Genomic DNA, 20,621 nt, shown 5'->3' on the forward strand with positions numbered 1-20,621 from the left:
GGACTTTTTCGAGGAGATGGCCCCCGTGTTCGAGCTGGATCATGACCTGGCGCAGGATATCGTCGATCGGACCATGGCGATTTTGCCCTACAACGTCAACGTCATGGACAGCCAGGGGCTGATCCTGGGCAGCGGTGAAGCCGAGCGCATCAACACCCGCCATGAGGGGGCGCAACTGGTGCTGGCCAATGGGCGCGTGGTGGAAATCGACGGCCAGACCGCCAAGCACCTCAAGGGCGTGCAGCCGGGTATCAACCTGCCGCTGATGCACGATCAGCGCCTGATCGGCGTGCTGGGCATCACCGGCGAGCCGGATTTGCTGCGCACGTATGCCGAACTGGTGCGCATGACCGCCGAAATGCTGGTCAGCCATCGTCACCAGCAAGCCGAGCAGCACTGGCGGCGCCAGCGTTGCGATGACCTGCTGGCATTGCTGCTGGCCGACACCGGCGACTCACCGCGCCTGGTCGATGAAGCCCAGCAACTGGGGCTCAAACCGCAACTGGCGCGCACGCCTTCCCTGTTCGAGCTGGGCCCTGGCCAATCGGCGGAAGCCTTGAGCACCTGGCTGACCTCGCGTTACCCGGACAGTTGGTGCGTCAGCTCAGCGCAGTTTTCGCTGTTGTGGTGCCGGCCGGCGGCCGTTCAGGTGGACAACCTGCGCCTGCTGGAGAAGCTCGACGCTCAAGGTTGGACGATCCTGCGGGTGGCCGTGGGCGGGCAAGCCAATGGTTTGCCCGGCCTGCGGCGTTGCTACCGACGCGTCGGTGACCTGCTGGCGTACGGTCGCGATGTGCTGCCGCACTCGCGGCTGCTGACGCTCAGCCGTTATCGCCTGCCGGTGATGCTCTGGCGCCATCGCAACGATGATGCCCTCGACGAACTGCTCAACCCTCTGCGCAACGTGCTGGCCAAGGACAGCAACGGCCAACTGCTGGCCACGCTGCGCAGCTGGTGCGAGCACGACGGCCAGAGCCAGGCCTGCGCCGATGCGCTGGGCATTCACCGCAATAGCCTGCGTTATCGCATGGAGCGCATCGCGGAACTCAGCGGCGTCGACCCGTTGACCCTGGACGGCATGCTTGCCTTGTACCTCGGCGTGCAGTTGCTGCCCCAGTCTTTGTCGGAATGAACAACAAAGCTCACCCGCACTTGTGCATCTGACCGGCGTCAATCCCGGTGCCAGCTGGCAGCATGGGCGTTATAAAAACCGGAGAAAGCCCATGAAAATCATCATCGCCCCCGACTCGTTCAAGGACAGCCTGAGTGCTGAAGGCGTCGCCCAGGCTATCGCCCACGGGTTGGCCCAGGTCTGGCCGGACGCACAGTTGATCCAATGCCCGATGGCGGACGGCGGTGAAGGCACGGTGGATTCGGTGCTCGCCGCCTGCCACGGCGAACTGCGCCACCAAACGGTGCGCGGGCCGCTGGGCGCGGCGGTCGACGCGCGTTGGGGCTGGTTGGCCGACAGCCGCACGGCGATCATCGAAATGGCCGAAGCCAGCGGTCTGCAACGGGTGCCGCCCGGCCAGCGCGATGCGTGCATCACCAGCACCTTCGGCACCGGAGAACTGATCCGCGCGGCCCTGGCTGCCGGTGCCCAGCGCATCATCCTGGCGATTGGCGGCAGTGCCACCAACGATGGCGGTGCCGGAGCGATGCAAGCGCTGGGTCTGCAAGTGTTCGACGCCCAGGAGCAAGCGCTGGCACCTGGCGGCCTGGCCTTATCGCGCCTGGCCCGTATGAGTCTTGAACACCTCGACCCACGCTTGGCCGAGGTGCGCTTTGAAATCGCCGCCGACGTAAATAACCCACTGTGCGGCCCCCAGGGTGCCTCGGCGATTTTCGGCCCGCAGAAAGGTGCCACCCCCGAGCACGTCAGGCAACTTGACGCTGCGCTCGGCCATTTCGCCGACCACTGCGCTCGTGTGTTGCCCAGGGATGTACGCGACGAACCCGGCAGCGGCGCGGCGGGTGGCCTGGGCTTCGCCGCCAAAGCCTTCCTGGGGGCGCAGTTCCGTGCGGGTGTGGAGGTCGTGGCTGAGTTGGTCGGCCTTGATCAAGCCGTGCGCGGCGCCGACCTTGTGATTACCGGCGAAGGCCGTTTCGACGCCCAGACCCTGCGCGGCAAAACGCCCTTCGGTGTGGCGCACATCGCCCGGCAACACGGCGTGCCGGTGATCGTCATCGCCGGCACCCTGGGCGATGGTTACGAGCAGATGTACGCCCATGGCGTCGACGCCGCATTCGCGTTGCCTTCAGGGCCCACCAGCCTGGAACAGGCGTGCGCTGAAGCACCGCGTTTGTTGAGTGAGCGGGCGGCGGATATTGCGCGGGTGTGGCGGGTGGCTGCCAAGCGCTGACGCACCCGTCAGAACATGGGACAATCCGCGCCTTTTCGACACGGAGAGTCCCATGCTGCGCCCCGTACTTCTGGCCCTGCTGCTGAGCGGCACTGCCACCCTTGCTCAAGCCAAACCCGAAACCGTACCGCTGCTGCGGGAAATCAAGGAGTGGGTGATCGGTTGCGACAACCTGCGCAATTGCCATGCCCTCAGCGCGCCCAGTGGGGTCGACGAAGAGGACTACAGCTCGTTGACGTTGCACATCTGGCATCAGGCCGGGGCCGAGGGCTACCTGCGCTTGCGCTTCGACCATCGTGGCGAAGCGCTGGACCTGGCCACCTTGCGATTGGACGGTCAGCCGCTGGGCCTGGAGTTGACTCGGGATTTGCACGTCGAACTGGACGATCAGGGCGGCGATCCCGAGGTGCGGTCCTACGGTGTGATCGAGGAGGCCGCGGCCCGCCGTTGGTTGCAGGCCTTGCGCGATGGCAAGCGTCTGGAGCTACCGGATGACAAGGACGCCCATGTGTCGTTGAGCGGGCTGAGCGCTTCGCTGCTGTTGATAGATGCGGTGCAGGGGCGGGTGGATAACCTCACCGCGCTGGCCCGGCAGGGTAAAGGCGCGGCCAGTGCCGTGCCGGCGCGTTTGCCGACCCCGGTATTGCGCAAATTCCCGGGGGCACCCGCGTTGACCGCACAGGAGCAGGCCGGCCTGGTAGCGGCTGCGCTGCGCCCCATCACGCCTGAGGTCAACGGCACGGGCGGCGAACCGGAGGCCAGCGCCGGTGCGCTGACGGCGCAGCAAGCAATGACCGTGGTGCGTTATGACTGCGCGGCCTACAACTGCGAGTACGACGTGGTCAGCCGCCAGCGCCAGGCGCCATATGCCGAAACAACCCTGCAGCTTGAGTCTTTGCCACTGGAGGACGCGGCGCTGCAAGGCTCGGTCGGCTATGACCCGGCCACGGGCACCTTGAGCTACTTCTACAAACAACGCGGGATCGGCGATTGTGGCGGCGGGGGGGTGTGGGTGTTTGACGGCAAGGGCTTCCAGCTCAGCGAATTCAAAATGATGCCGCGTTGCACCGGGGTGGCCTACGGGGATTGGCCGTCTTTGTGGTCGACCGCACCTGCGCCCTAGCCATCAAGCGGGGAGGGCCTCTACACTGGCCGGCCATGTGTTATTCAAAGGATGAAGCACCATGCACACGCCTGAACCTCATATCGTCATCCAGCGCTTTACCGAGGCCCATCTTGAAGGCGTTGCGGCGCTCTATAACGAACCTGCCGTGTGCCGTCAGGTGCTGCAGATGCCTTTCCAATCGGTGGAGGCGTGGCGCAAAAAACTGGTGATGGACGATGAGCGGCGCCTGCAACTGGTGGCCGTGCATGGCGGCGAGGTCATTGGCCAACTCGGCCTGCAACAGTACCTGCGCGTGCGCCAGGCCCATGTCGGTTCGTTCGGCATGGGCGTGGCCACGGCCTGGCAAGGCAAAGGCGTGGGCTCGCGCCTGTTGACGGCCGCGCTGGACGTGGCCGACAACTGGATGAACCTGCATCGTGTGGAGCTGACGGTGTACGTCGACAACGAAGCGGCGCAACGCCTGTACCGTAAATTCGGCTTCGAGGTAGAAGGTGTGCTGCGTGACAGCGCCCTGCGTGATGGGGTGTTTGTCGACACCGTCAGCATGGCGCGCCTGCGCACGCGCGCTTAGTCCTGCAAGGCAAACGCCACCGCCGCCTGCGCATGCAGCGCGGTGGTGTCCAGCAGCGGCAACTCGCTGTGTTCGGGCTTGATCAACAGGCCGATTTCCGTGCAACCGAGGATCACCGCCTGAGCGCCGCGCGCGGCCAGGGACTGGATGACCCGTTGGTAAGTCCGGCGTGAAGTGTCGCTGATCACGCCGACGCACAGCTCCTCATAGATAACGCGATGCACCTCCTTGCGTTCATCCGCGTCCGGTAACAGCACGGTCAGGCCGTGGCCGGTCAGTCGGGACGTAAGAAAGTCCTGCTCCATGGTGAAGGCCGTGCCGAGCAAACCAACCGTCAACGTCCCGGCTTCCACGGCGGCCAACGCGGCGGCATCGGCGATATGCAGGAACGGAATCGACACTGCCGCTTCGATTCGCGGCGCCAGCTTGTGCATGGTGTTGGTACACAGCACCACGCATTCGGCGCCACCCGCCTGCAAGCGGCGGGCGGCATCTTCGAGGATCAGCGCGGTGTCGTCCCAGCGTCCGGCATGCTGGGCTTGCTCCACCGGGCCGAAGTCCACGCTGTACATCAACACTTGTGCCGAGCGCAGCGGGCCGAGTTGGTCGCGCACGCACTGGTTGATGATGCGGTAATACTCGGCGCTGGACTCCCAGCTCATGCCGCCGATAAGGCCGATGGTGCGCATGTGATGTTCCTGACAATGGATGTGGTTTCACCTTACTCACTGGCAGGGCAATAGTCATACGCAGTTACCGCGCAAATGAGCGGTGCAGTTTGGTCTGAGCGCGCATGCCAGGCGCCGTCAATGAGGTGTATTCCCCAGGATTGGCTATACCTACAGCTCATTCTTACGATGATGATCGCCAGGGAGTTCAATGATGAAGCTAAGGCTAATGATCAGCGCGCTGTGCGTCGCCTCGATCGGCATGGCGGGCTGCGCCAGCAAGGTCACGCAACCGGACGAGTATTCAGGGTTCCTCTCCAACTACAGCCAACTGAAGAAAGCCACGTCACCCTCGGGCGCTGAAGTGATGCGCTGGGTCGATCCCACGCTGGACTTGAGCCGCTACACGGCGGTGTACATCGAGCCCACTCAGTTCTATCCCACGCCACAGGCCAGCGCAAAAATCCCGCAGAGCACCCTCAGCGGCATCAACAGCTATTTCAACCAGGCGCTCAAGCGTGAGCTGGCCAAGTCATTGCCCTTGGCGAACGGCCCGGGCCCTGGCGTGATTGTGGTCCGTGCCGCAATCACTGCCGTCAGCAGTAAGACCGAAGGCCTCAAGCCCTATGAATTCATCCCGGTAGCGTTGGTGGCGGCAGCGGTGAGTACCGGCGCGGGTATTCGCGACCAGGAGACCACCTTGGGCACCGAGGCGCAGTTTCTGGATGGCGCCAACGGCAAGGTCCTCGCCCAGGTGGTGCGCAAAGGCACCGGCAAGCCGCTGTCAAATGACTCGCAGGTGATGAAGGCCGATGACGTGAAAGAGGTGATCGATGGTTGGGCGTCAGATCTGCATCAGTCCTATGTGAAGCTCAAAAAACACTAGAACGCATTGCGCGCAAGGCGGTTGTAGTAGCTCAGGAGGGCGTCGTAGCGACGCGTGACGAGGTAGTAGTCCTCACTCAGTTGCGGTGGCGCGGCGTGTGCGAGCCAGTCTTGGCGAAGGGTGGTCAACGCCGCAAGGTATGCCTCTGCCGCCGGGCTGATCGTATACCAGAGGTTACTGGCCTCTTCATCCCGAGGGTTGCCGGGGTGCAGGCGTTTGTACGCGTTGCCGTTATCCGCCGCCGCCTGCACGGCCGCGACCAGGTCGGCGACGGTCTGCGGTGTCAGGCTGGCATCGCGCATGTCACGTTCAATCCGGTCAACGGCATGGCGCGCGGCGATCATGTAATTGAGTACGTGCCAGTGAAGGTCGCGGCCCATACGGGCTTCGATACGCGCCAACTGCGCGGGGCGTACGCTCAGGTCTTCACGTTCCAGTTGGTTGCGCAGGCCGGTTGAGACCGCCAGGTAGTCTTCGCCGACGTCGACCAGTTGGGCGAGCAGTGGTTTGTTCATGGCCTCAGCGACCATTTGCTGAACACCTTGAGGCACGCCATCGGGCGGCGGCATTGCCGTGATTTTGTCCGTCAGCGAGGTGAGTTTCTGCAGCCGGTAGGCGTACACACTGGCCAGGCCGATCAATGGGCTGCCGGGTTGCTGGCGCTCCAGTTTCAGGGTGTACAAGGACGAGCACACCGATGCTTGGATAATCCGCGGTTCGGGCTCGTTTCTGTCGCCGAAGTTGTCGTGCTCGGGCGCTTGTGGCGACGCGGCATGCAGGCGGTAGTACGCCAAACGGGTGTCCCGATCAATACGGTTCACGCAGTCAATGAGGGGGGCCAGCGCACTGGCTGTTGCCGTGGACGGGCTGTCACGCTGGTCCAGCCACAATTGCGCGTATTGCAAGGGTTTGGTCGCGCCGGCGACACCGAGCAGCCCCAGGCCCAACACCAGGCTTATGGGCACCAGCCATTTCGGATTCATCGCTTGGCCTCCTGGCCGTACCACTGCGTGTGCGTGGCGGGTGCCTGGCATTCGGTCGCGCTGCGCGGCATGCGGCTGCACAGGCGCTCGGTCCACTGTTGCAGGCCCTGGTTACGGGTGATCAGATGGCTGTTATCGAGCACCTTCAAACCGGCGTACAGCACAACTGCGCCGACGAGACCCAACGCGCCGCCCAGCACGGCCCAGCGCGGGTGGCGGGCGGACCAGGGGGTGTGGTGGTTGGTGAAGGGGCGCCTGATCAAGCCGACCAGTGCCAGCACCACGACCAGGGTCAAGCTGGCCAGCGGGTTGAACACATACCCCAGTGCTCCCGCCACAACGAGCCCCGGCAGCAGATCGCGTATCGGCAGCAACGGCAAGTGGCTGGCGCTGATCCAGCACGGCAATCGCTGGCTGAGCCGTTCATCCAGCACGCGATAGTGGTGAGCCCATGGTCGCCAGCCCTGCCAGGCTACGCCCGCGCAGACCACGGCGCCTATCGCCCACACAATGCCCTGGCCCAGGGTCGGGATGATCTTCCCGGCCAGGCTTTCAACCTGTACCAGCATGCCCACCAGGCAACTGAGCACCAGCGCGACGATCCACGGCCAGGTGTCCAGGGCCGAATCCCAGCCTTGCCAGAAATACACGGTGCCGCCGGGCATCGCTTCGGCAACGCTGATGTGGTCGGCGTAAAGATCGGCGCTGAGCTGCTGGCAGGCCTTCCAGTCGTGCTCGTCCAGGCGTTGCGCGAAGGCGCGGCGCTGGCCCAGGCTCATCGGCGCGAGCAGTAAACGCGCGGCGCGCTGTTCCGGGCTGTAGGGCGGTTCGGCGGCCAATGCGCGTTGGCGTGCGAGAAAGGCCGGCCCTTGCTGGCGTTTCAACAAGAGCGCCCACTCGTCGGCCGGGCAGGCATGATCTGCGCCACCGTGCCAGCGCTGCCCGGCACACACGGCGTTGAACAGCGTGCTTGACCAGTAATGATGATGGGCAAGCAGCCTGGCCAACCATTCATTGAACCACTCGGCATGGGGATGATTGTTCACCCAGGCATGCTCATGACGTGCGGCGTAGGCCGCCAGGAACGCGGCGTCGTCGTGCTGCCCAAGCGCCTCATACAGCGGGCGCTGCAATTGGTCGCGCTGCTGTCGCTCCAGGGTGTCGATCAATGCGCTGGGCAATTCGAGCCGTTGCCAGGCAGTCAGCCAGTTGAAGGTTTCGAAGGCCCACCGCGTGTCCTCGGCATTCAGCTCGCCTTCGATGCAGCGCTGCAACAGATGGATCTCAAGGAACAACGCCGTGCCATCGGCCATTGCCGCTTCATAGCGCTGGGCAAGGGTTTCGCCGAGGGCTTCGACAAGCACCTCGGCCTCGGGCTCCTGCTCGTTCTCACGCCAGGCCAACGCGGCTTCATAGGCTTCGCGCAGGCGCTGGAAGCCCTGTGGGTCGTCGTCCGGACGCGTCTTTTTCAACAAGGCCGCGTAGTGGCGCTTGATCGTGCGGCTATCGGCATCCGGCGCCAGGCCGAGGATGTTCCAGCAATTCATTTGCGATGCAGCTCCCTGACAACGGCCCGGCGTGCGGTTATTTGAGTGGCGTCAACGGTGGCAATTTCCACTGGCCATTGCTGGCTTCGGGCTTGGGCAGGTACACGCGCAGTACCGCATAGAACGGCGCCGGCGGGGCGGGCAGCCAGTTGGCCTGTTCCGCCTTGGGTGGCTCGTGATGCTGCAATGCCAGGGTCAGGCCACCGTCGGCGTCCAGCTTCAGGCCCGGCAGCATGCGCGAGTTGATCAGGTAACGCTTTTTATGGTTCGGCACCAGTTGGTGGGTCTTGGCGTCGTACAGGGTCAGTGACCAGAACGCATCGGCCGGCGGCAGTTGGTCCTTGCTGAAATGCACGGTATAGCTATGACGCGCGCCGTTGGCCGGTTTGCCTTCGCTGTCGTCACGGTAGGTGAATGACACGGCTTCGTCGGCGGAGTTGCCGAAAATCCCCAGGTCGGCACCGGCGTAGCGGTACAGGTAATTGTTTTGCAGACGGTCACGGCTGCCGTACAGGTCGCTGCGGGCGACCTGATGAGTGTCGATCTTGTCTTTTTTGAAGGCCGCGAATTCGGCGCGAGCATCGGAAATGCCGTCCTCCAGCGCCTTGCGCTGTTCAGCGGTCAATTGGTTGGCCTTGAACGGCGCGCCAGGCGCCACACCGATCTTGGCAAAACGCGCCAGCAGCTCTTTTTCACTGTCCTGGGGGGCGGCGAAGGCCAACATGAAGTTCAGGTAACGAAACAGCTGTGGGCCTTCGGTCATGGTCGCCATGGGCTTGGGCCAGGCGAGTTTCGGCGCCTTGGCCGGTGCGGCCTGCTTCACGTAGCTGCTCAGTGACTGCACCTTGTAGCCATTCTGGATCTGCTTGACCTTGTTCAGGTCTTTGTCATCAAACAACTGGGTGCGATACAGCGCATAGGCGACGTTGCTTTCGCTGTAGACCACGCGGTCCACGTCCACGGGTTGCTGCCCCTTCCAGTCGGGACCGGCGATCATGTAATGACCACCGTTGTTGCCGGTGCTGCGCGTGCCCAGGTAGGCGATGTTTTGCGTGTACAGGTCAACCAGTTGCACGGCGTAGTAACGGTCGTCCTCGATTTTCGGCAGCGTCAGCACCAAAGGCTCGCTGCGCAGGTCCATCCACACGAAGGAATACGCCATGTCGGCATTCGGGGTCGTCAAGGCGGTGTCTTTGGGGCTGGTCACCGGTGCGGTGGTACCGATACGGTTGAACGGCGCCTTGAATTCAACGCCGCCCTTGTCGACAGCCTGGGCGTAGAGCGTCTTGTACATCTGCACCACGGGGAAGCCGTAAAGGTAGGCTTCCTTTGCAATGGCCCGCGCTTCGCTCGGGGTTGCCGTGAAGTCGGCCAAGGCACCGCCGCTCAGCAATAAAGAGAGGCTCGCCAGCAGCAGGCGCGTGGGTTTTGCAATCATGTTGTTGCATCCTTCGTGAGTGCTTTTGAAGAAATGTGTTGAATGGCGCACGAGCGCGCTGAGTTTCCGTTTTTATTCGCCGCAGGTCACGTAAATCTGTGCGGGCCGGACACAAAAATGCCGCCCCGGAAGGCGGCACTGGCAAGCCGACATCATTCAGTGCCGAGGATAGACCTGACCTTGTCGCGCAACTGGTCGATGGAAAACGGTTTGCCTATCACGTGCATGCCTGCGGGCACATCGATGTTTTCGGTATAGCCGCTGGCAAACAGGATCGGCAGGGCGGGGTGCAATTCACGCACCTTGTTGGCCAACTGCTTGCCGTCCATGTCCGGCAGGCCGACGTCCGTCATCATCAGGTGGATGTTCTGGTCAGGGTTTTGCACGTGTTTCAACGCACCTCCAGCGTCGGCGGCTTCCAGCACACGGAACGCCAACTCCTCCAATACATCGACGATCAACATGCGCACGATGTCGTCGTCTTCGACGACAAGGATGGTGGAGGTGGAGGGCATAAAGAGGCGTCCTGAAGATGGGAGGGCGGGGGCTTGCTCAGTCCGAAGACCATCCTCTACTGAGTTGTCTGCGCCCCGGCAAGTTCCCGACAAAAGAAGGCTATTGTGCAGGCAATAGGCCTTGATGTCTTGTGACGAGGTGAAATGCCCGCCGGGAAAGGACTTGCCCGCAGGCAGGCGCAAAAGCGTCAGGTTGACGGTCGCCTGGCAAATCGACCGTCGCACCTGCACTTTTGGGCCTGGGGCATGGCTTACAGATCAGTCAAAAACAAGTCCTGCACGCTACCTGGCACGGTGGCGGTCACGCTATTCAACGCGGGTTCCTCGAATACCGAAATCTTGTACTCAGGCACCTGGGGGTTCTGGCCGAAATGTGCCAACAGGTATTTAGTCCTGCCGGATTTTAATGTGCTTTCCAGCGCGGCGCTCATTTGCGCCTCCGTGGAAAAGGTCGCCTTCCCATAGTTAGGGTCGAAATAAAACCATTCCTTCTTGCCATTGGAAATAACCACGCCGGCGGTGAAGCCGTGATCGGGGCCATTGATTAAAAGGGTTTTTGAAGTGCGGGCACCGGCCAGCTCTGAAATGATCTGCGTGTAAGGAACCTGCCTCGCCTGCATACCATGATGGAATTGACCGCCCAGTATTTCCTGCAGCTGACTTATCTGGTCGTTGAACTTGGCAACTTTCGATGCCTTGAGCTCTTGGATACCAGCGTTGACGGGGTCGGTTTTGCGCAATTGGGCAATGTCGCCGGGGCTAAGCGTAGGCACCATCGCGACATACAGGTTCTTGATAAACGTATCCTGCTTGCGATGCCTCACGGCGGCGGCCATGACATTGGAAAGCGCCGCGCACTCGCCGCCCGAGAGCGGGGAGACTTGACTGAGGTAATACCCTTGGGGAATCGGCGTTGCCTTGCCACCGGCGGCAGTGATTTCAGCAGCGAATTCCTTGAAGTTCTCCTGGCTGACTTTGATTCGTCGATTTTCCAAATACTTGACCAGCTGTCCAAACTCTTCTGATGTACGCCCGGGGGCAATGGCAAGTTCTGCGAGCTGGTAGTTAGTCAGTGTGTCTGAAAACTCGCGGATGCGTTCTGGGTTCCCCGAGTCGTAGCCTTTCTTAAACATGTCTGCGTCGACGATTTGCGCAGCTTCACGTGCGGATTTAAAACGCTCGGGCAGCGCTTCAAGTTCATCTATGCGTTTTACCAGGCTACCAAGCTCTGCTGGCGTACGGCGTTCGGCAACGGCAAGACGTTTCAAATCCTCAATACTCAGTGCTGTGGAATAGCCATAGATAGCGTCTGGTTTAACGTTGTTCTGGCCCAGTATGTAGGCTGCCTTGTCCTCGGTTTTGGCGTTGGCCACAGCGGCCATGAAGTCACGGCGATAGTTAGGGTTATTCGCAGGTGGCGCCAATACCGAACCGATCATCTTGCCAAACCAGCTGTCGGCAAACGCTTTTATTTCGCCTTCGAGCGCAGCCACTTTCGGCGTAAAGTCTTTGAGCGCCGGGCCATACGGGCGATGGTTGATGGCGTCATAGCCATACCATTTTCCCTCCCTGAATACAGCGCTGCCGCCGACGGTCTGCTCGGCTATTTTGTAGGTGCCCAGCGCGGCGACGTCATACGTTTTACTGGCCGCTTTCAACAAGTCATAACTACCGCTCGCGCCCTTGAACTTGTTAAGCCATTCGCCGGTTTTGGCAAGCCCTTTGCCCGCCAGCTTTGTCGCGCCCATCAATGCATCGCCCGCCCCGCCGACCGGGTTGAGCGCCTCAAGCGCGGTAACGCCAATGAATTTGGCAACTTTGGCCGCCTTGCCTGCGGCGCTGATACTATGAGCGCCCTTGGCCAGAGCTTTTGAGGCCTGAGCCGCCTTGCCTGCGCCCAACGTTACCAAGCCGATGATGTCCACCCCCAGATCAAACAAGCCGTCGCCTACCTGGCCGTTTTTGAAGTTGACGATGGCGGATCGAAAAGGGATGAGGTTCAGAAAAAACTCACCTATTGCCGCATTCACCTGTCGAGCCTTATCGTAAGAGGTGACGCCCTTGGCGTAATTCAATAAGTCTTCATTGCCGAGATCCAGGGATTTGACGAAGGCGTCAGCAATCAACTTTGTTCGAGAGCCACCGTAGCTATACGGCGTTTAATCAGCACCGGTCCACTCTGCGGTGTGATCAGCACCTACCCATCCTCCGGTTTGATTGGCACGCTCGCCGTTGTAGGGATCAAAGAGCTCGGTTCGGGAAATAATGTTCGCCGTGCGCGTATCCAACTTCTCGCGGCTGTAGGGCTCGCTGAACTTATTGCTTAGGTAGTTCTGTTTTTCGATGCTCGCCTTACGGGTGTCAATCTCATAAATATTGACTTCGCCGTTTCGCGTGGTTTTTACGTGCAGTGTATGCCCGCGTTTTTCCAAGGTGAGCGGCGAAAGCACATCCATCGCTACCTTGTAATCATTGGTGTGCAGGAACTCTATCTTGCCAAACTCAAGGTTTTTTCGATCCTCCAGCGGTAGCTTGGAAAGCAGGTATTTGACCATCCCCGCATGGCCTTCGCTTTGAGATTCCAGCGCTTCTTTGTACTGGGTATTAAACACATCAACGACGTGGAAACGCTCAGACCTGCAGTACGCATTGAATGCCGTCATCGGCACGAGACTGCGACTGCTTTCCCAACGGAAGCCGGACTGGAGTTTGTCACCCTCCATCGCGATGTCGAGCATCGAACGCAAGGTCGGATCGCCCCGACGCGTGTTCCCAAAGCGCTTTTGCAGCACCTTTTGCTCAAATATCTGGGGGTCGTGGTCGGGGAATTCCTGCTTCAGGCAGTACAGGGCAATTGCCTTGCGGCTGGGAAAGGGCGTCTGGAGCTGGGTGGAGACGTGGGTCAGCGCCTCTAACTTACTGTTGTAGTGGATTCTGATGCGTTCGATTTGCGCATCGCCCGGCACTTGTTCGGCGCTCTCCAACACACCGTTGACGACGGCCCAATCCCTCAAGACTTCACGCTGAACCCGATCATCAGCGAGCGCCATGCCTTCAGCTGCGAGCAATACCTGGGCATAGGACATGTTTTGTACGCTGCCCGGTGCCTGCGCCTCCAGCTTGGCCACTTCAATCGTTAGTTGAGACCAGGCAATGCTGCCATACGTCACGCTGGCGGGAAGGTCTTTGACCAGATACTGCGGTGCGGTGCGTGAAAGCAGGAGATGAGCGGCGAATTTGGCGGTTTGAGTGGTCGCCCGGCCACTGTCGATCAAGTGTTGACTCAGCCGGTCCACAATGACAGAAGCGTGTTGCCCCCATTGCGCCTGTGCGTCCAACTGAAAACCAGCCACAGCATTACGGACCGGGCCAGTGAGCGACTCCGGATCAAGCCCCACCTGAATGGCCGTTAATAGATAGTCATAAATGCTGGTACCTGATGAAGCGCCCTTCAAGTGCGTCTGCAGGGCTTGGCCAGCGCCTGGGCCTTGGGCGTGTCCAGCAATTGTTGAAGCGCTGTACGTGGCGCCTGAAGGTCGGCCGCGGTTGTTGGGCTGCCGCTCAGCAAATAAGCCAATGCGCCTTTACTCGCATCCGCCAATGGTAAGCCTGCCAATGAAGTGTTATTGGACTGCAGGAAGTCGGCGATGCTCTGCCGGCCCTCTGTTGTCATGGGCACCGGCCAGGAAAGCCCACCCCCCAGATTGCCCAGCGGGTGCAACGCGGCCTTCTGGTTCAGGGTTTTGACCAGCTCACCCAGCGCGTCCAATGAGGTCGGTACCTTCAAGCCATTTTGCAGTAAGAACGACTCAAGGCTGACTTGGCTCTCGGGGGCCAGTCGGCTCGTCACCTCGGCGCTCGTCAGTGAGTTGTCGGCAGGGACGCGTGCGGTGAGGTCCTGATGCACGGCGCTCAATTTGGCCGCCAACACCTCCCAGTTGCGTTGGTTGGCTAATGCGGTTTGAAGTCCGGAAACGCCGGCCGGGGCCTCTGGCCCTGGAGCGATGGCGGGTTCAATTGCGCTCGCGGAGGCGTGGGGCGTTTCCGCACGGGGAAGATTGACGATGGCGGGGGCCGGGAGGCTAGTGATCGAAGTCATTACATTTACCTGTCGTAATTTGGGAAGGTACCGCGCCGAAAAGTGCTTCCCTGAACCCTCGGCCACTCCCTGTGTGTGTGCAGTCGTCCTGCGTACATTCCGTTACGGTTGTCAGAATTCGTGTGCAAGTCCCGATGCCACAGCCCGCATGCGTGTCTGATATGTGTAGGCATGCTCCGCGAAAAGCATCACAAACGTAGCCCTCCAACCCCAATCTGGGGCAAACTCCCGGTTTTTCCGCACCTGGCCAAGGCATGCCCATGACTCCCGCGTCGACCGTCGATGAAAAGAGCTTTCGTACCCTCCTGAGCCGAAACGTGGCCTTGCCCCTGGGCGTGGGCGTGCTCAGCGCGGTGTTTTTCGTGGTGCTGATCACGTATTTGCTGTCGGTGGTCCAGTGGGTGGAGCACACCGACCGGGTGATCAACAATCTCAATGAAACCTCAAAGCTGACGGTCGACCTGGAAACCGGCATGCGCGGGTACTTGATTACCGGCGACGAACATTTTCTCGACCCGTACGAAGTGGCCAAGCCGCGGATCCTCGCCGACCTGCGCAACCTGCAGGAGCTGGTGGCGGACAACCCGCAGCAGGTTGATCGCCTCAAGCGCCTGGAAGCCTTGCAGCTGGAGTGGAACAAATACGCCCAGTCGATGATTGATATGCAGCGCCAGAGCGGCGACTTTCGCGGCGCCGTGAAGGCGGGGCGCGGCAAGCGCCTGACCGATGAGATCCGCAAGGAATACGACGATGCCGTGGCGATGGAGCAGCAGTTTCGTATCGCCCGCAATACCGAAGTCACCCGTACCACCGTGATCAGCGTGACCTTGTATCTGGTATTCGTGCTCGGCTTGAGTGGTTTTCTGGCGTATGCCGGCCGACGGAACTTGCTCGAATTATCCGAGAGTTACAGCGCAAACATCGCTTCACAACAGAAGATCGCACGGCGCCTGGAACGCCAGGCCTGGCTGCGCAACGGCCAGACCGAACTGGCCGAGCAGGTGCTGGGCCAGCTCAGCCTGAACATGCTTGGGCGCAATATCCTGCAGTTCTTCGCTCAGTACATGGGGTCGGCGGTCGCGGCGCTGTATGTGCGCGAAGAACACGGCGGCCTCAAGCGGGTGGCCACCTATGGTTTCTCCCGCGAGCAGGAACAGCTCGAACAGTCGATCTACAGCGACGAAGGCATTGTCGGGCAAGCCGCGCAGTTGGATCGCCTGATTCGCCTGGACGACGTGCCGGTGGATTATTTCAAGGTCAGCTCGGGCCTGGGCGAAGGCGCGACCCGCAGCGTGCTGGTGGTGCCCACCAGCGATGACGATCGGGTCAATGGCGTGATCGAGCTGGGTTTCCTGCGGCCGCTGGATGAGCGTGATGTTGAACTGCTGGAGCTGATCGCCGGCAATATCGGCACCTCCATTGAAGCCGCACGCTATCGTCAGCGCCTGCAGGAAGTGCTGGCCGAGACCCAGCAGCTCAACGAAGAGTTGCAAGTGCAGCAGGAAGAACTCAAGACCGCCAACGAAGAGCTGGAGGAGCAGTCGCGCATCCTCAAGGAGTCCCAGGCCCACCTGGAAACCCAGCAGGCCGAGCTTGAGCAAACCAACGAGCAATTGGCCGAGCAGACCCAGACCCTGGCCGAGCAGCGCGACGCCATGGACCGCAAGAACGGTGAACTCAACCAGGCCCAGCTCGAATTGCAAGACCGTGCCGAAGAACTGCAGCGCTCGAGCAAGTACAAGTCCGAGTTCCTCGCCAACATGTCCCACGAGCTGCGCACGCCGCTCAACAGCTCGCTGATCCTGGCCAAGTTGCTCGCCGAGAACCCCCAGGAGAACCTCAGCGCCGAACAGGTCAAGTTCGCCGAGTCGATCTATTCGGCCGGCAATGACCTGCTCAACCTGATCAACGACATCCTGGATATTTCCAAGGTGGAGGCCGGCAAGCTCGAAGTGCGCCCGGAAAACTCCAGCGTGACGCGGCTGATCGAGGGCTTGCGCGGGATGTTCGAACCTCTGGCGGCGGATCGCAAACTGGGCTTTGAGGTTGACGTGCAGGCTGATGCGCCCGGCATGCTGTTCACCGATCGCCAGCGTCTGGAGCAGATCCTCAAGAACCTGCTGTCCAACGCGATCAAGTTCACCGAACAGGGCGAGGTCAGCCTGTCGGTGTCGCGCGCGCCGGGGCAGGGCATTGCCTTTACCGTGCGCGATTCGGGCATCGGCATTGCGCCGGACCAGCAGGAGAGCATCTTCGAAGCCTTCCGCCAGGCCGACGGCACCACCAACCGCCGCTATGGCGGCACCGGCCTGGGCTTGTCGATTTCCCGCGACCTGGCCACCTTGCTCGGCGGTTACATCAGCGTGACCAGCGAACCCGGCAAGGGCAGCGTGTTTACCCTGGTATTGCCGGAGCAGTACGTAGAACGCGAGGCCGACGCGCCGCCAATCGAGCAGCCGCGCCAGGTCGTGGTGGCGCCTGCACCGGCCCCGGTCAAGGTGTCGCCATTACCGGTGGCCGATGCGGACCTGATCCCACGCTTTGCCGACGACCGCGACAAGGCCCCGTTCACCAGCCGCTGCATCCTGGTGGTGGAAGACGAACCCAACTTTGCGCGCATCCTGTTCGACCTGGCCCATGAGCTGGGCTACCACTGCCTGGTGGCGCACGGTGCGGACGAGGGCTACAGCCTGGCCGAGGAATACATCCCCGACGCGATCCTGCTGGACATGCGCCTGCCGGACCATTCCGGCTTGACCGTGCTGCAACGTCTGAAGGAACACGCCGAGACCCGTCATATCCCGGTGCACGTGATTTCCGTGGAGGACCGCGTCGAAGCCGCCATGCACATGGGCGCCATCGGTTATGCGGTGAAACCCACCACCCGCGAAGAACTCAAGGACGTGTTCGCGCGCCTGGAAGCCAAGCTGACCCAGAAGGTCAAGCGCGTGCTGCTGGTTGAAGACGATGACCTGCAACGTGACAGCATTGCCCGCCTGATCGGCGACGATGATATCGAGATCACCGCCGTCGGCTTTGCCCAGGAAGCCCTCGACCTGCTGCGCGGCAACGTTTACGACTGCATGATCATCGACCTCAAACTGCCGGACATGCTCGGCAATGAGCTGCTCAAGCGCATGGCCACCGAGGACATCTGCTCATTCCCGCCGGTCATCGTCTACACCGGGCGCAACCTGACCCGCGACGAAGAGGCCGAGCTGCGCAAATATTCGCGCTCGATCATCATCAAGGGCGCACGCTCGCCGGAGCGCCTGCTGGATGAGGTCACACTCTTTCTGCACAAAGTCGAATCCCAGCTGTCCCATGAACGCCAGAAGATGCTCAAGACCGCCCGCAGCCGCGACAAAGTCTTTGAAGGGCGCAAGATCCTGCTGGTGGACGACGATGTGCGCAATATCTTCGCCCTGACCAGCGCCCTGGAGCACAAAGGCGCCGTGGTCGTGATCGGCCGTAATGGCCGCGAAGCCATCGACAAGCTCAATGAAGTCGAAGACATCGACTTGGTGTTGATGGACGTGATGATGCCGGAAATGGACGGTTACGAGGCTACCGCCTTGATCCGCCAGGACCCGCGTTGGAAAAAACTGCCGATTATTGCGGTCACGGCCAAGGCGATGAAGGACGATCAGGAGCGTTGCCTGGCGGCCGGTTCCAACGATTACCTGGCCAAGCCGATTGATCTGGACCGTTTGTTCTCACTCATTCGCGTATGGCTACCGAAGATGGAACGTATTTAAGTGGAGCACTGTTTTTTGGAAAAAAGCAGCGACATCGAGCTGCGTCTGCTGATTGAGGCGATTTACCTCAAGTACAGCTATGACTTTCGCGACTATTCCGGGGCGTCGGTCAAGCGCCGCGTGGCCCATGCCTTGCGCCAGTTCGACTGCGCGACCATCTCGGCATTGCAGGAACGGGTGCTACACGACCCGGCGGCGTTCATGCAGTTGCTGCAGTTTTTGACGATTCCAGTGAGCGAGATGTTTCGCGACCCTTCGCACTTCCTGGCGATCCGCCAGGAAGTGGTGCCGCTGCTCAAGACCTACCCCTCGATCAAGATCTGGATCGCCGGCTGCAGCACGGGCGAGGAGGTCTATTCGATGGCCATCCTGCTGCGTGAAGAAGGGCTGCTGGAGCGCACGATCATCTACGCCACCGACATCAACCCGGCGTCCCTGGACAAAGCCAAGCAGGGCATCTTCTCCCTGGAGAATGTGCGGGCCTACACCGCCAACTATCAGCAAGCGGGCGGGCAACGTTCATTTGCCGACTACTACACAGCGGCTTACGATTACGCGATCTTCGACAAGACGCTGCGCGAAAACGTGACGTTCGCCGACCACAGCCTGGCGACCGACAGCGTGTTTTCAGAAACTCAATTAATTTCGTGCCGCAATGTATTGATTTACTTCAATAAAAAATTGCAAGATCGCGCATTCGGGTTGTTCCATGAGTCGCTGTGCCATCGTGGTTTCCTGGTGTTGGGCAGCAAGGAAACCCTGGATTTCTCTGCCTACGGCAAGCAATTCGAACCCTTGGTCAAGCAGGAACGGATCTACCGAAAATCATGAACGATGCTGTAGCCAGCCCGATTCGCGGGATTGAAGCCATCGTCGTCGGCGCGTCCGCCGGCGGCGTCGAGGCGTTGCTGAGCATTTTTGCCGAGCTGCCCGACGGCTTCGGCCTGCCGATCATTGCCGTGCTGCACCTGCCCGATGAACGCCGCAGCCAACTGGCGGAAGTCTTTGCGCGGCGCCTGCGCATCCCGGTGCAGGAAGCTCGCGACAAAGAGCTGATCGAAGCGGGCCGGTTGTATTTTGCCGGGCCTGGGTACCACCTATCGGTGGAGCAGGACCGTAGCCTGTCGCTGAGCCAGGAAGACCGCGTGCATCATTCCCGGCCGGCCATCGACTATCTGTTTACCTCGGCAGGCGATGCCTATGGCAAAGGCCTGTTGGGAATTTTGCTGACCGGTGCCAACCAGGACGGCGCGCGCGGGCTGGCCCATGTCAAGCAAGCGGGCGGCACCACCATCGTGCAAGACCCAAATGAAGCGCGGATTGCCGTGATGCCCCAGGCCGCCCTGGCCCTGCACACCCCCGACCATATTCTGACCTTGAGCCGCATTGCCGCGTTGCTGGCTTCCCTGGAACCCTCACCATGCTAAGTACTGTCCAGGCCAAACTGCTGATCGTCGACGATCTGCCGGAAAATCTGCTGGCCCTCGAAGCGCTGATCAAGCGCGAGGACCGCCAGGTGTTCAAGGCATTGAGCGCCGACGAGGCCTTGTCCCTGTTGCTGGAACACGAATTCGCCATGGCGATTCTCGACGTGCAGATGCCCGGCATGAACGGTTTTGAGCTGGCCGAACTGATGCGCGGCACCGAAAAGACCAAGAACATCCCGATCGTCTTCGTCAGCGCCGCCGGGCGTGAACTCAATTACGCGTTCAAAGGCTATGAAAGCGGCGCGGTGGACTTTTTGCACAAGCCGCTGGATATCCATGCGGTGAAGAGCAAGGTCAACGTGTTCGTCGACCTGTACCGCCAGAGCAAGGCCATGAAGCAACAGGTCGAAGCCCTGGAGCGCAGCCGTCGTGAGCAGGAGTTGCTGCTCACGCGCCTGCAGGCCACCCAGGCCGAGTTGGAACAGGCCGTGCGCATGCGCGACGACTTTATGTCGATCGTCGCCCATGAGGTGCGTACGCCATTGAACGGGCTGATCCTTGAAACCCAATTGCGCAAGATGCACCTGGCCCGGGATAACGCGGCGGCATTCACCCTGGACAAGATGCACGCCATGGTCGACCGCGATGAGCGCCAGATCAAAAGCCTGATCCGCCTGATCGAAGACATGCTTGACGTGTCGCGCATTCGCACCGGCAAGCTGTCGATCCGCCCGGCGCGCTTCGACCTGGCGCAACTGGTCAGCAACCTGGTAGAAAATTTCGCGCCGCAAGTGGCCGCCGCAGATTCGTCGATGCAGTTGCAGACGCAAGGGCCGGTCGAAGGTAACTGGGATGAGTTCCGTATCGAGCAAGTAATCACCAACCTGCTCACGAATGCGCTGCGCTATGGGGCCAAGAGCCCGGTGGATGTGCGGGTGTACACCGAACACGGTGAAGCGCGGGTGGAAGTGCGCGACCGTGGCATCGGCATCAGCGAAGAAAACCAGAAGCGTATCTTCCAGCAGTTCGAGCGCGTATCCGCCAGCCAGGTGTCGGCGGGGCTGGGCCTGGGGCTGTTTATCTCCGAGCAGATCGTTGCGGCCCATGGCGGCACCATCGAGGTCGAGAGCCGGATAGGCGAGGGCGCCCTGTTTCGGGTGTGCCTGCCCCTGGATTCGTCGGCATGAAATCAATCGTCACCTTGACGCAACCTCTGCGTGACCCCATGGTCGTACGTGCA

General features: G+C 61.1%; 17 protein-coding genes. 9 read left to right on the forward strand and 8 right to left on the reverse strand.

Annotation, left to right across the window (positions count from 1 at the left end):
* Nucleotides 1–25: 25 nt before the first annotated feature.
* The 4 genes from AB4O23_RS17940 to AB4O23_RS17955 all read left to right on the forward strand — a co-directional run bounded on the left by AB4O23_RS17940 (nt 26) and on the right by AB4O23_RS17955 (nt 4,060).
* Entirely contained in the window at nt 26–1,132 is a 1,107-nt protein-coding gene (locus AB4O23_RS17940) for a sugar diacid recognition domain-containing protein (protein WP_460063976.1), read from the forward strand.
* A gap of 91 nt (nt 1,133–1,223) precedes the next feature.
* Complete coding sequence (locus tag AB4O23_RS17945) at nt 1,224–2,363, forward strand: glycerate kinase (RefSeq protein WP_460060190.1); 1,140 nt, start codon at nt 1,224–1,226, stop codon at nt 2,361–2,363.
* A 52-nt stretch (nt 2,364–2,415) separates the two neighbouring features.
* Nucleotides 2,416–3,486: a DUF1176 domain-containing protein gene (locus tag AB4O23_RS17950; RefSeq protein WP_460060192.1), complete on the forward strand. Its 1,071-nt coding sequence runs from the start codon at nt 2,416–2,418 to the stop codon at nt 3,484–3,486.
* A gap of 61 nt (nt 3,487–3,547) precedes the next feature.
* On the forward strand, nt 3,548–4,060 hold the full coding sequence (locus tag AB4O23_RS17955; RefSeq protein WP_065879058.1) for a GNAT family N-acetyltransferase: 513 nt from the start codon (nt 3,548–3,550) through the stop codon (nt 4,058–4,060).
* Here the strand turns inward: AB4O23_RS17955 and AB4O23_RS17960 are convergent.
* Nucleotides 4,057–4,749, reverse strand: coding sequence for an aspartate/glutamate racemase family protein (locus tag AB4O23_RS17960; protein WP_065879059.1), 693 nt, complete (start codon nt 4,747–4,749; stop codon nt 4,057–4,059). The genes AB4O23_RS17955 and AB4O23_RS17960 overlap by 4 nt on opposite strands.
* A 193-nt stretch (nt 4,750–4,942) precedes the next feature.
* On the opposite strand from AB4O23_RS17960, the gene AB4O23_RS17965 reads away from it, so the two are divergent.
* Nucleotides 4,943–5,614 (forward strand): DUF3313 domain-containing protein, encoded by a 672-nt coding sequence (locus tag AB4O23_RS17965; RefSeq protein WP_017528059.1) that lies wholly within the window; start codon nt 4,943–4,945, stop codon nt 5,612–5,614.
* On the opposite strand, the gene AB4O23_RS17970 is transcribed toward AB4O23_RS17965, so the two are convergent.
* From AB4O23_RS17970 to AB4O23_RS18000, 7 genes are all read right to left on the reverse strand, one after another.
* A complete protein-coding gene (locus AB4O23_RS17970; RefSeq protein WP_460150214.1) occupies nt 5,611–6,597 on the reverse strand; it encodes a DUF3829 domain-containing protein in 987 nt (328 codons plus the stop codon). The genes AB4O23_RS17965 and AB4O23_RS17970 overlap by 4 nt on opposite strands.
* Nucleotides 6,594–8,144, reverse strand: coding sequence for a J domain-containing protein (locus tag AB4O23_RS17975; RefSeq protein WP_065879061.1), 1,551 nt, complete (start codon nt 8,142–8,144; stop codon nt 6,594–6,596). The genes AB4O23_RS17970 and AB4O23_RS17975 overlap by 4 nt, the downstream gene beginning before the upstream one ends.
* 37 nt (nt 8,145–8,181) lie before the next feature.
* Nucleotides 8,182–9,582 carry a DUF1254 domain-containing protein gene (locus tag AB4O23_RS17980; RefSeq protein ID WP_065879062.1) on the reverse strand — a complete coding sequence of 467 codons (1,401 nt, stop codon included), beginning with the start codon at nt 9,580–9,582 and terminating at the stop codon, nt 8,182–8,184.
* Between the two features lie 152 nt (nt 9,583–9,734).
* Nucleotides 9,735–10,097, reverse strand: coding sequence for a response regulator (locus tag AB4O23_RS17985; protein ID WP_460060196.1), 363 nt, complete (start codon nt 10,095–10,097; stop codon nt 9,735–9,737).
* Between the two features lie 251 nt (nt 10,098–10,348).
* Entirely contained in the window at nt 10,349–12,223 is a 1,875-nt protein-coding gene (locus tag AB4O23_RS17990) for a hypothetical protein (protein WP_460060197.1), read from the reverse strand.
* 33 nt (nt 12,224–12,256) lie between these two features.
* Complete coding sequence (locus AB4O23_RS17995) at nt 12,257–13,552, reverse strand: hypothetical protein (protein ID WP_460138660.1); 1,296 nt, start codon at nt 13,550–13,552, stop codon at nt 12,257–12,259.
* Nucleotides 13,549–14,196, reverse strand: a complete 648-nt coding sequence (locus AB4O23_RS18000) for a hypothetical protein (RefSeq protein ID WP_460150216.1) — start codon at nt 14,194–14,196, stop codon at nt 13,549–13,551. Before AB4O23_RS18000 ends, AB4O23_RS17995 begins: the two co-directional genes overlap by 4 nt.
* A gap of 260 nt (nt 14,197–14,456) precedes the next feature.
* Here AB4O23_RS18000 and AB4O23_RS18005 point away from each other — a divergent pair, with 260 nt between their 5' ends.
* From AB4O23_RS18005 to AB4O23_RS18020, 4 genes are read left to right on the forward strand one after another with little or no spacing between them, the layout of a single operon-like run.
* A complete protein-coding gene (locus AB4O23_RS18005) occupies nt 14,457–17,954 on the forward strand; it encodes a response regulator (RefSeq protein WP_065879064.1) in 3,498 nt (1,165 codons plus the stop codon).
* Nucleotides 17,955–18,785, forward strand: coding sequence for a CheR family methyltransferase (locus tag AB4O23_RS18010; RefSeq protein WP_017528052.1), 831 nt, complete (start codon nt 17,955–17,957; stop codon nt 18,783–18,785).
* Nucleotides 18,782–19,381 (forward strand): chemotaxis protein CheB, encoded by a 600-nt coding sequence (locus AB4O23_RS18015; RefSeq protein WP_017528051.1) that lies wholly within the window; start codon nt 18,782–18,784, stop codon nt 19,379–19,381. The genes AB4O23_RS18010 and AB4O23_RS18015 overlap by 4 nt, the downstream gene beginning before the upstream one ends.
* Nucleotides 19,375–20,568, forward strand: coding sequence for a hybrid sensor histidine kinase/response regulator (locus AB4O23_RS18020; RefSeq protein ID WP_017528050.1), 1,194 nt, complete (start codon nt 19,375–19,377; stop codon nt 20,566–20,568). Before AB4O23_RS18015 ends, AB4O23_RS18020 begins: the two co-directional genes overlap by 7 nt.
* Nucleotides 20,569–20,621: the final 53 nt, after the last annotated feature.

Source organism: Pseudomonas sp. H2_A10, from assembly GCF_054680085.1.

What these genes read in the sequence shown, in the direction of transcription:
- AB4O23_RS18020 (WP_017528050.1), top strand. Translation starts at nt 19,375, where the DNA reads ATGCTAAGTACTGTCCAGGCCAAACTGCTGATCGTCGACGATCTGCCG.
- AB4O23_RS17965 (WP_017528059.1), top strand. Translation starts at nt 4,943, where the DNA reads ATGAAGCTAAGGCTAATGATCAGCGCGCTGTGCGTCGCCTCGATCGGC.
- AB4O23_RS18000 (WP_460150216.1), bottom strand. Translation starts at nt 14,196, where the DNA reads ATGACTTCGATCACTAGCCTCCCGGCCCCCGCCATCGTCAATCTTCCC.
- AB4O23_RS18015 (WP_017528051.1), top strand. Translation starts at nt 18,782, where the DNA reads ATGAACGATGCTGTAGCCAGCCCGATTCGCGGGATTGAAGCCATCGTC.
- AB4O23_RS18005 (WP_065879064.1), top strand. Translation starts at nt 14,457, where the DNA reads ATGACTCCCGCGTCGACCGTCGATGAAAAGAGCTTTCGTACCCTCCTG.
- AB4O23_RS17960 (WP_065879059.1), bottom strand. Translation starts at nt 4,749, where the DNA reads ATGCGCACCATCGGCCTTATCGGCGGCATGAGCTGGGAGTCCAGCGCC.
- AB4O23_RS17980 (WP_065879062.1), bottom strand. Translation starts at nt 9,582, where the DNA reads ATGATTGCAAAACCCACGCGCCTGCTGCTGGCGAGCCTCTCTTTATTG.
- AB4O23_RS17970 (WP_460150214.1), bottom strand. Translation starts at nt 6,597, where the DNA reads ATGAATCCGAAATGGCTGGTGCCCATAAGCCTGGTGTTGGGCCTGGGG.
- AB4O23_RS17945 (WP_460060190.1), top strand. Translation starts at nt 1,224, where the DNA reads ATGAAAATCATCATCGCCCCCGACTCGTTCAAGGACAGCCTGAGTGCT.
- AB4O23_RS17950 (WP_460060192.1), top strand. Translation starts at nt 2,416, where the DNA reads ATGCTGCGCCCCGTACTTCTGGCCCTGCTGCTGAGCGGCACTGCCACC.
- AB4O23_RS17985 (WP_460060196.1), bottom strand. Translation starts at nt 10,097, where the DNA reads ATGCCCTCCACCTCCACCATCCTTGTCGTCGAAGACGACGACATCGTG.
- AB4O23_RS17955 (WP_065879058.1), top strand. Translation starts at nt 3,548, where the DNA reads ATGCACACGCCTGAACCTCATATCGTCATCCAGCGCTTTACCGAGGCC.
- AB4O23_RS17975 (WP_065879061.1), bottom strand. Translation starts at nt 8,144, where the DNA reads ATGAATTGCTGGAACATCCTCGGCCTGGCGCCGGATGCCGATAGCCGC.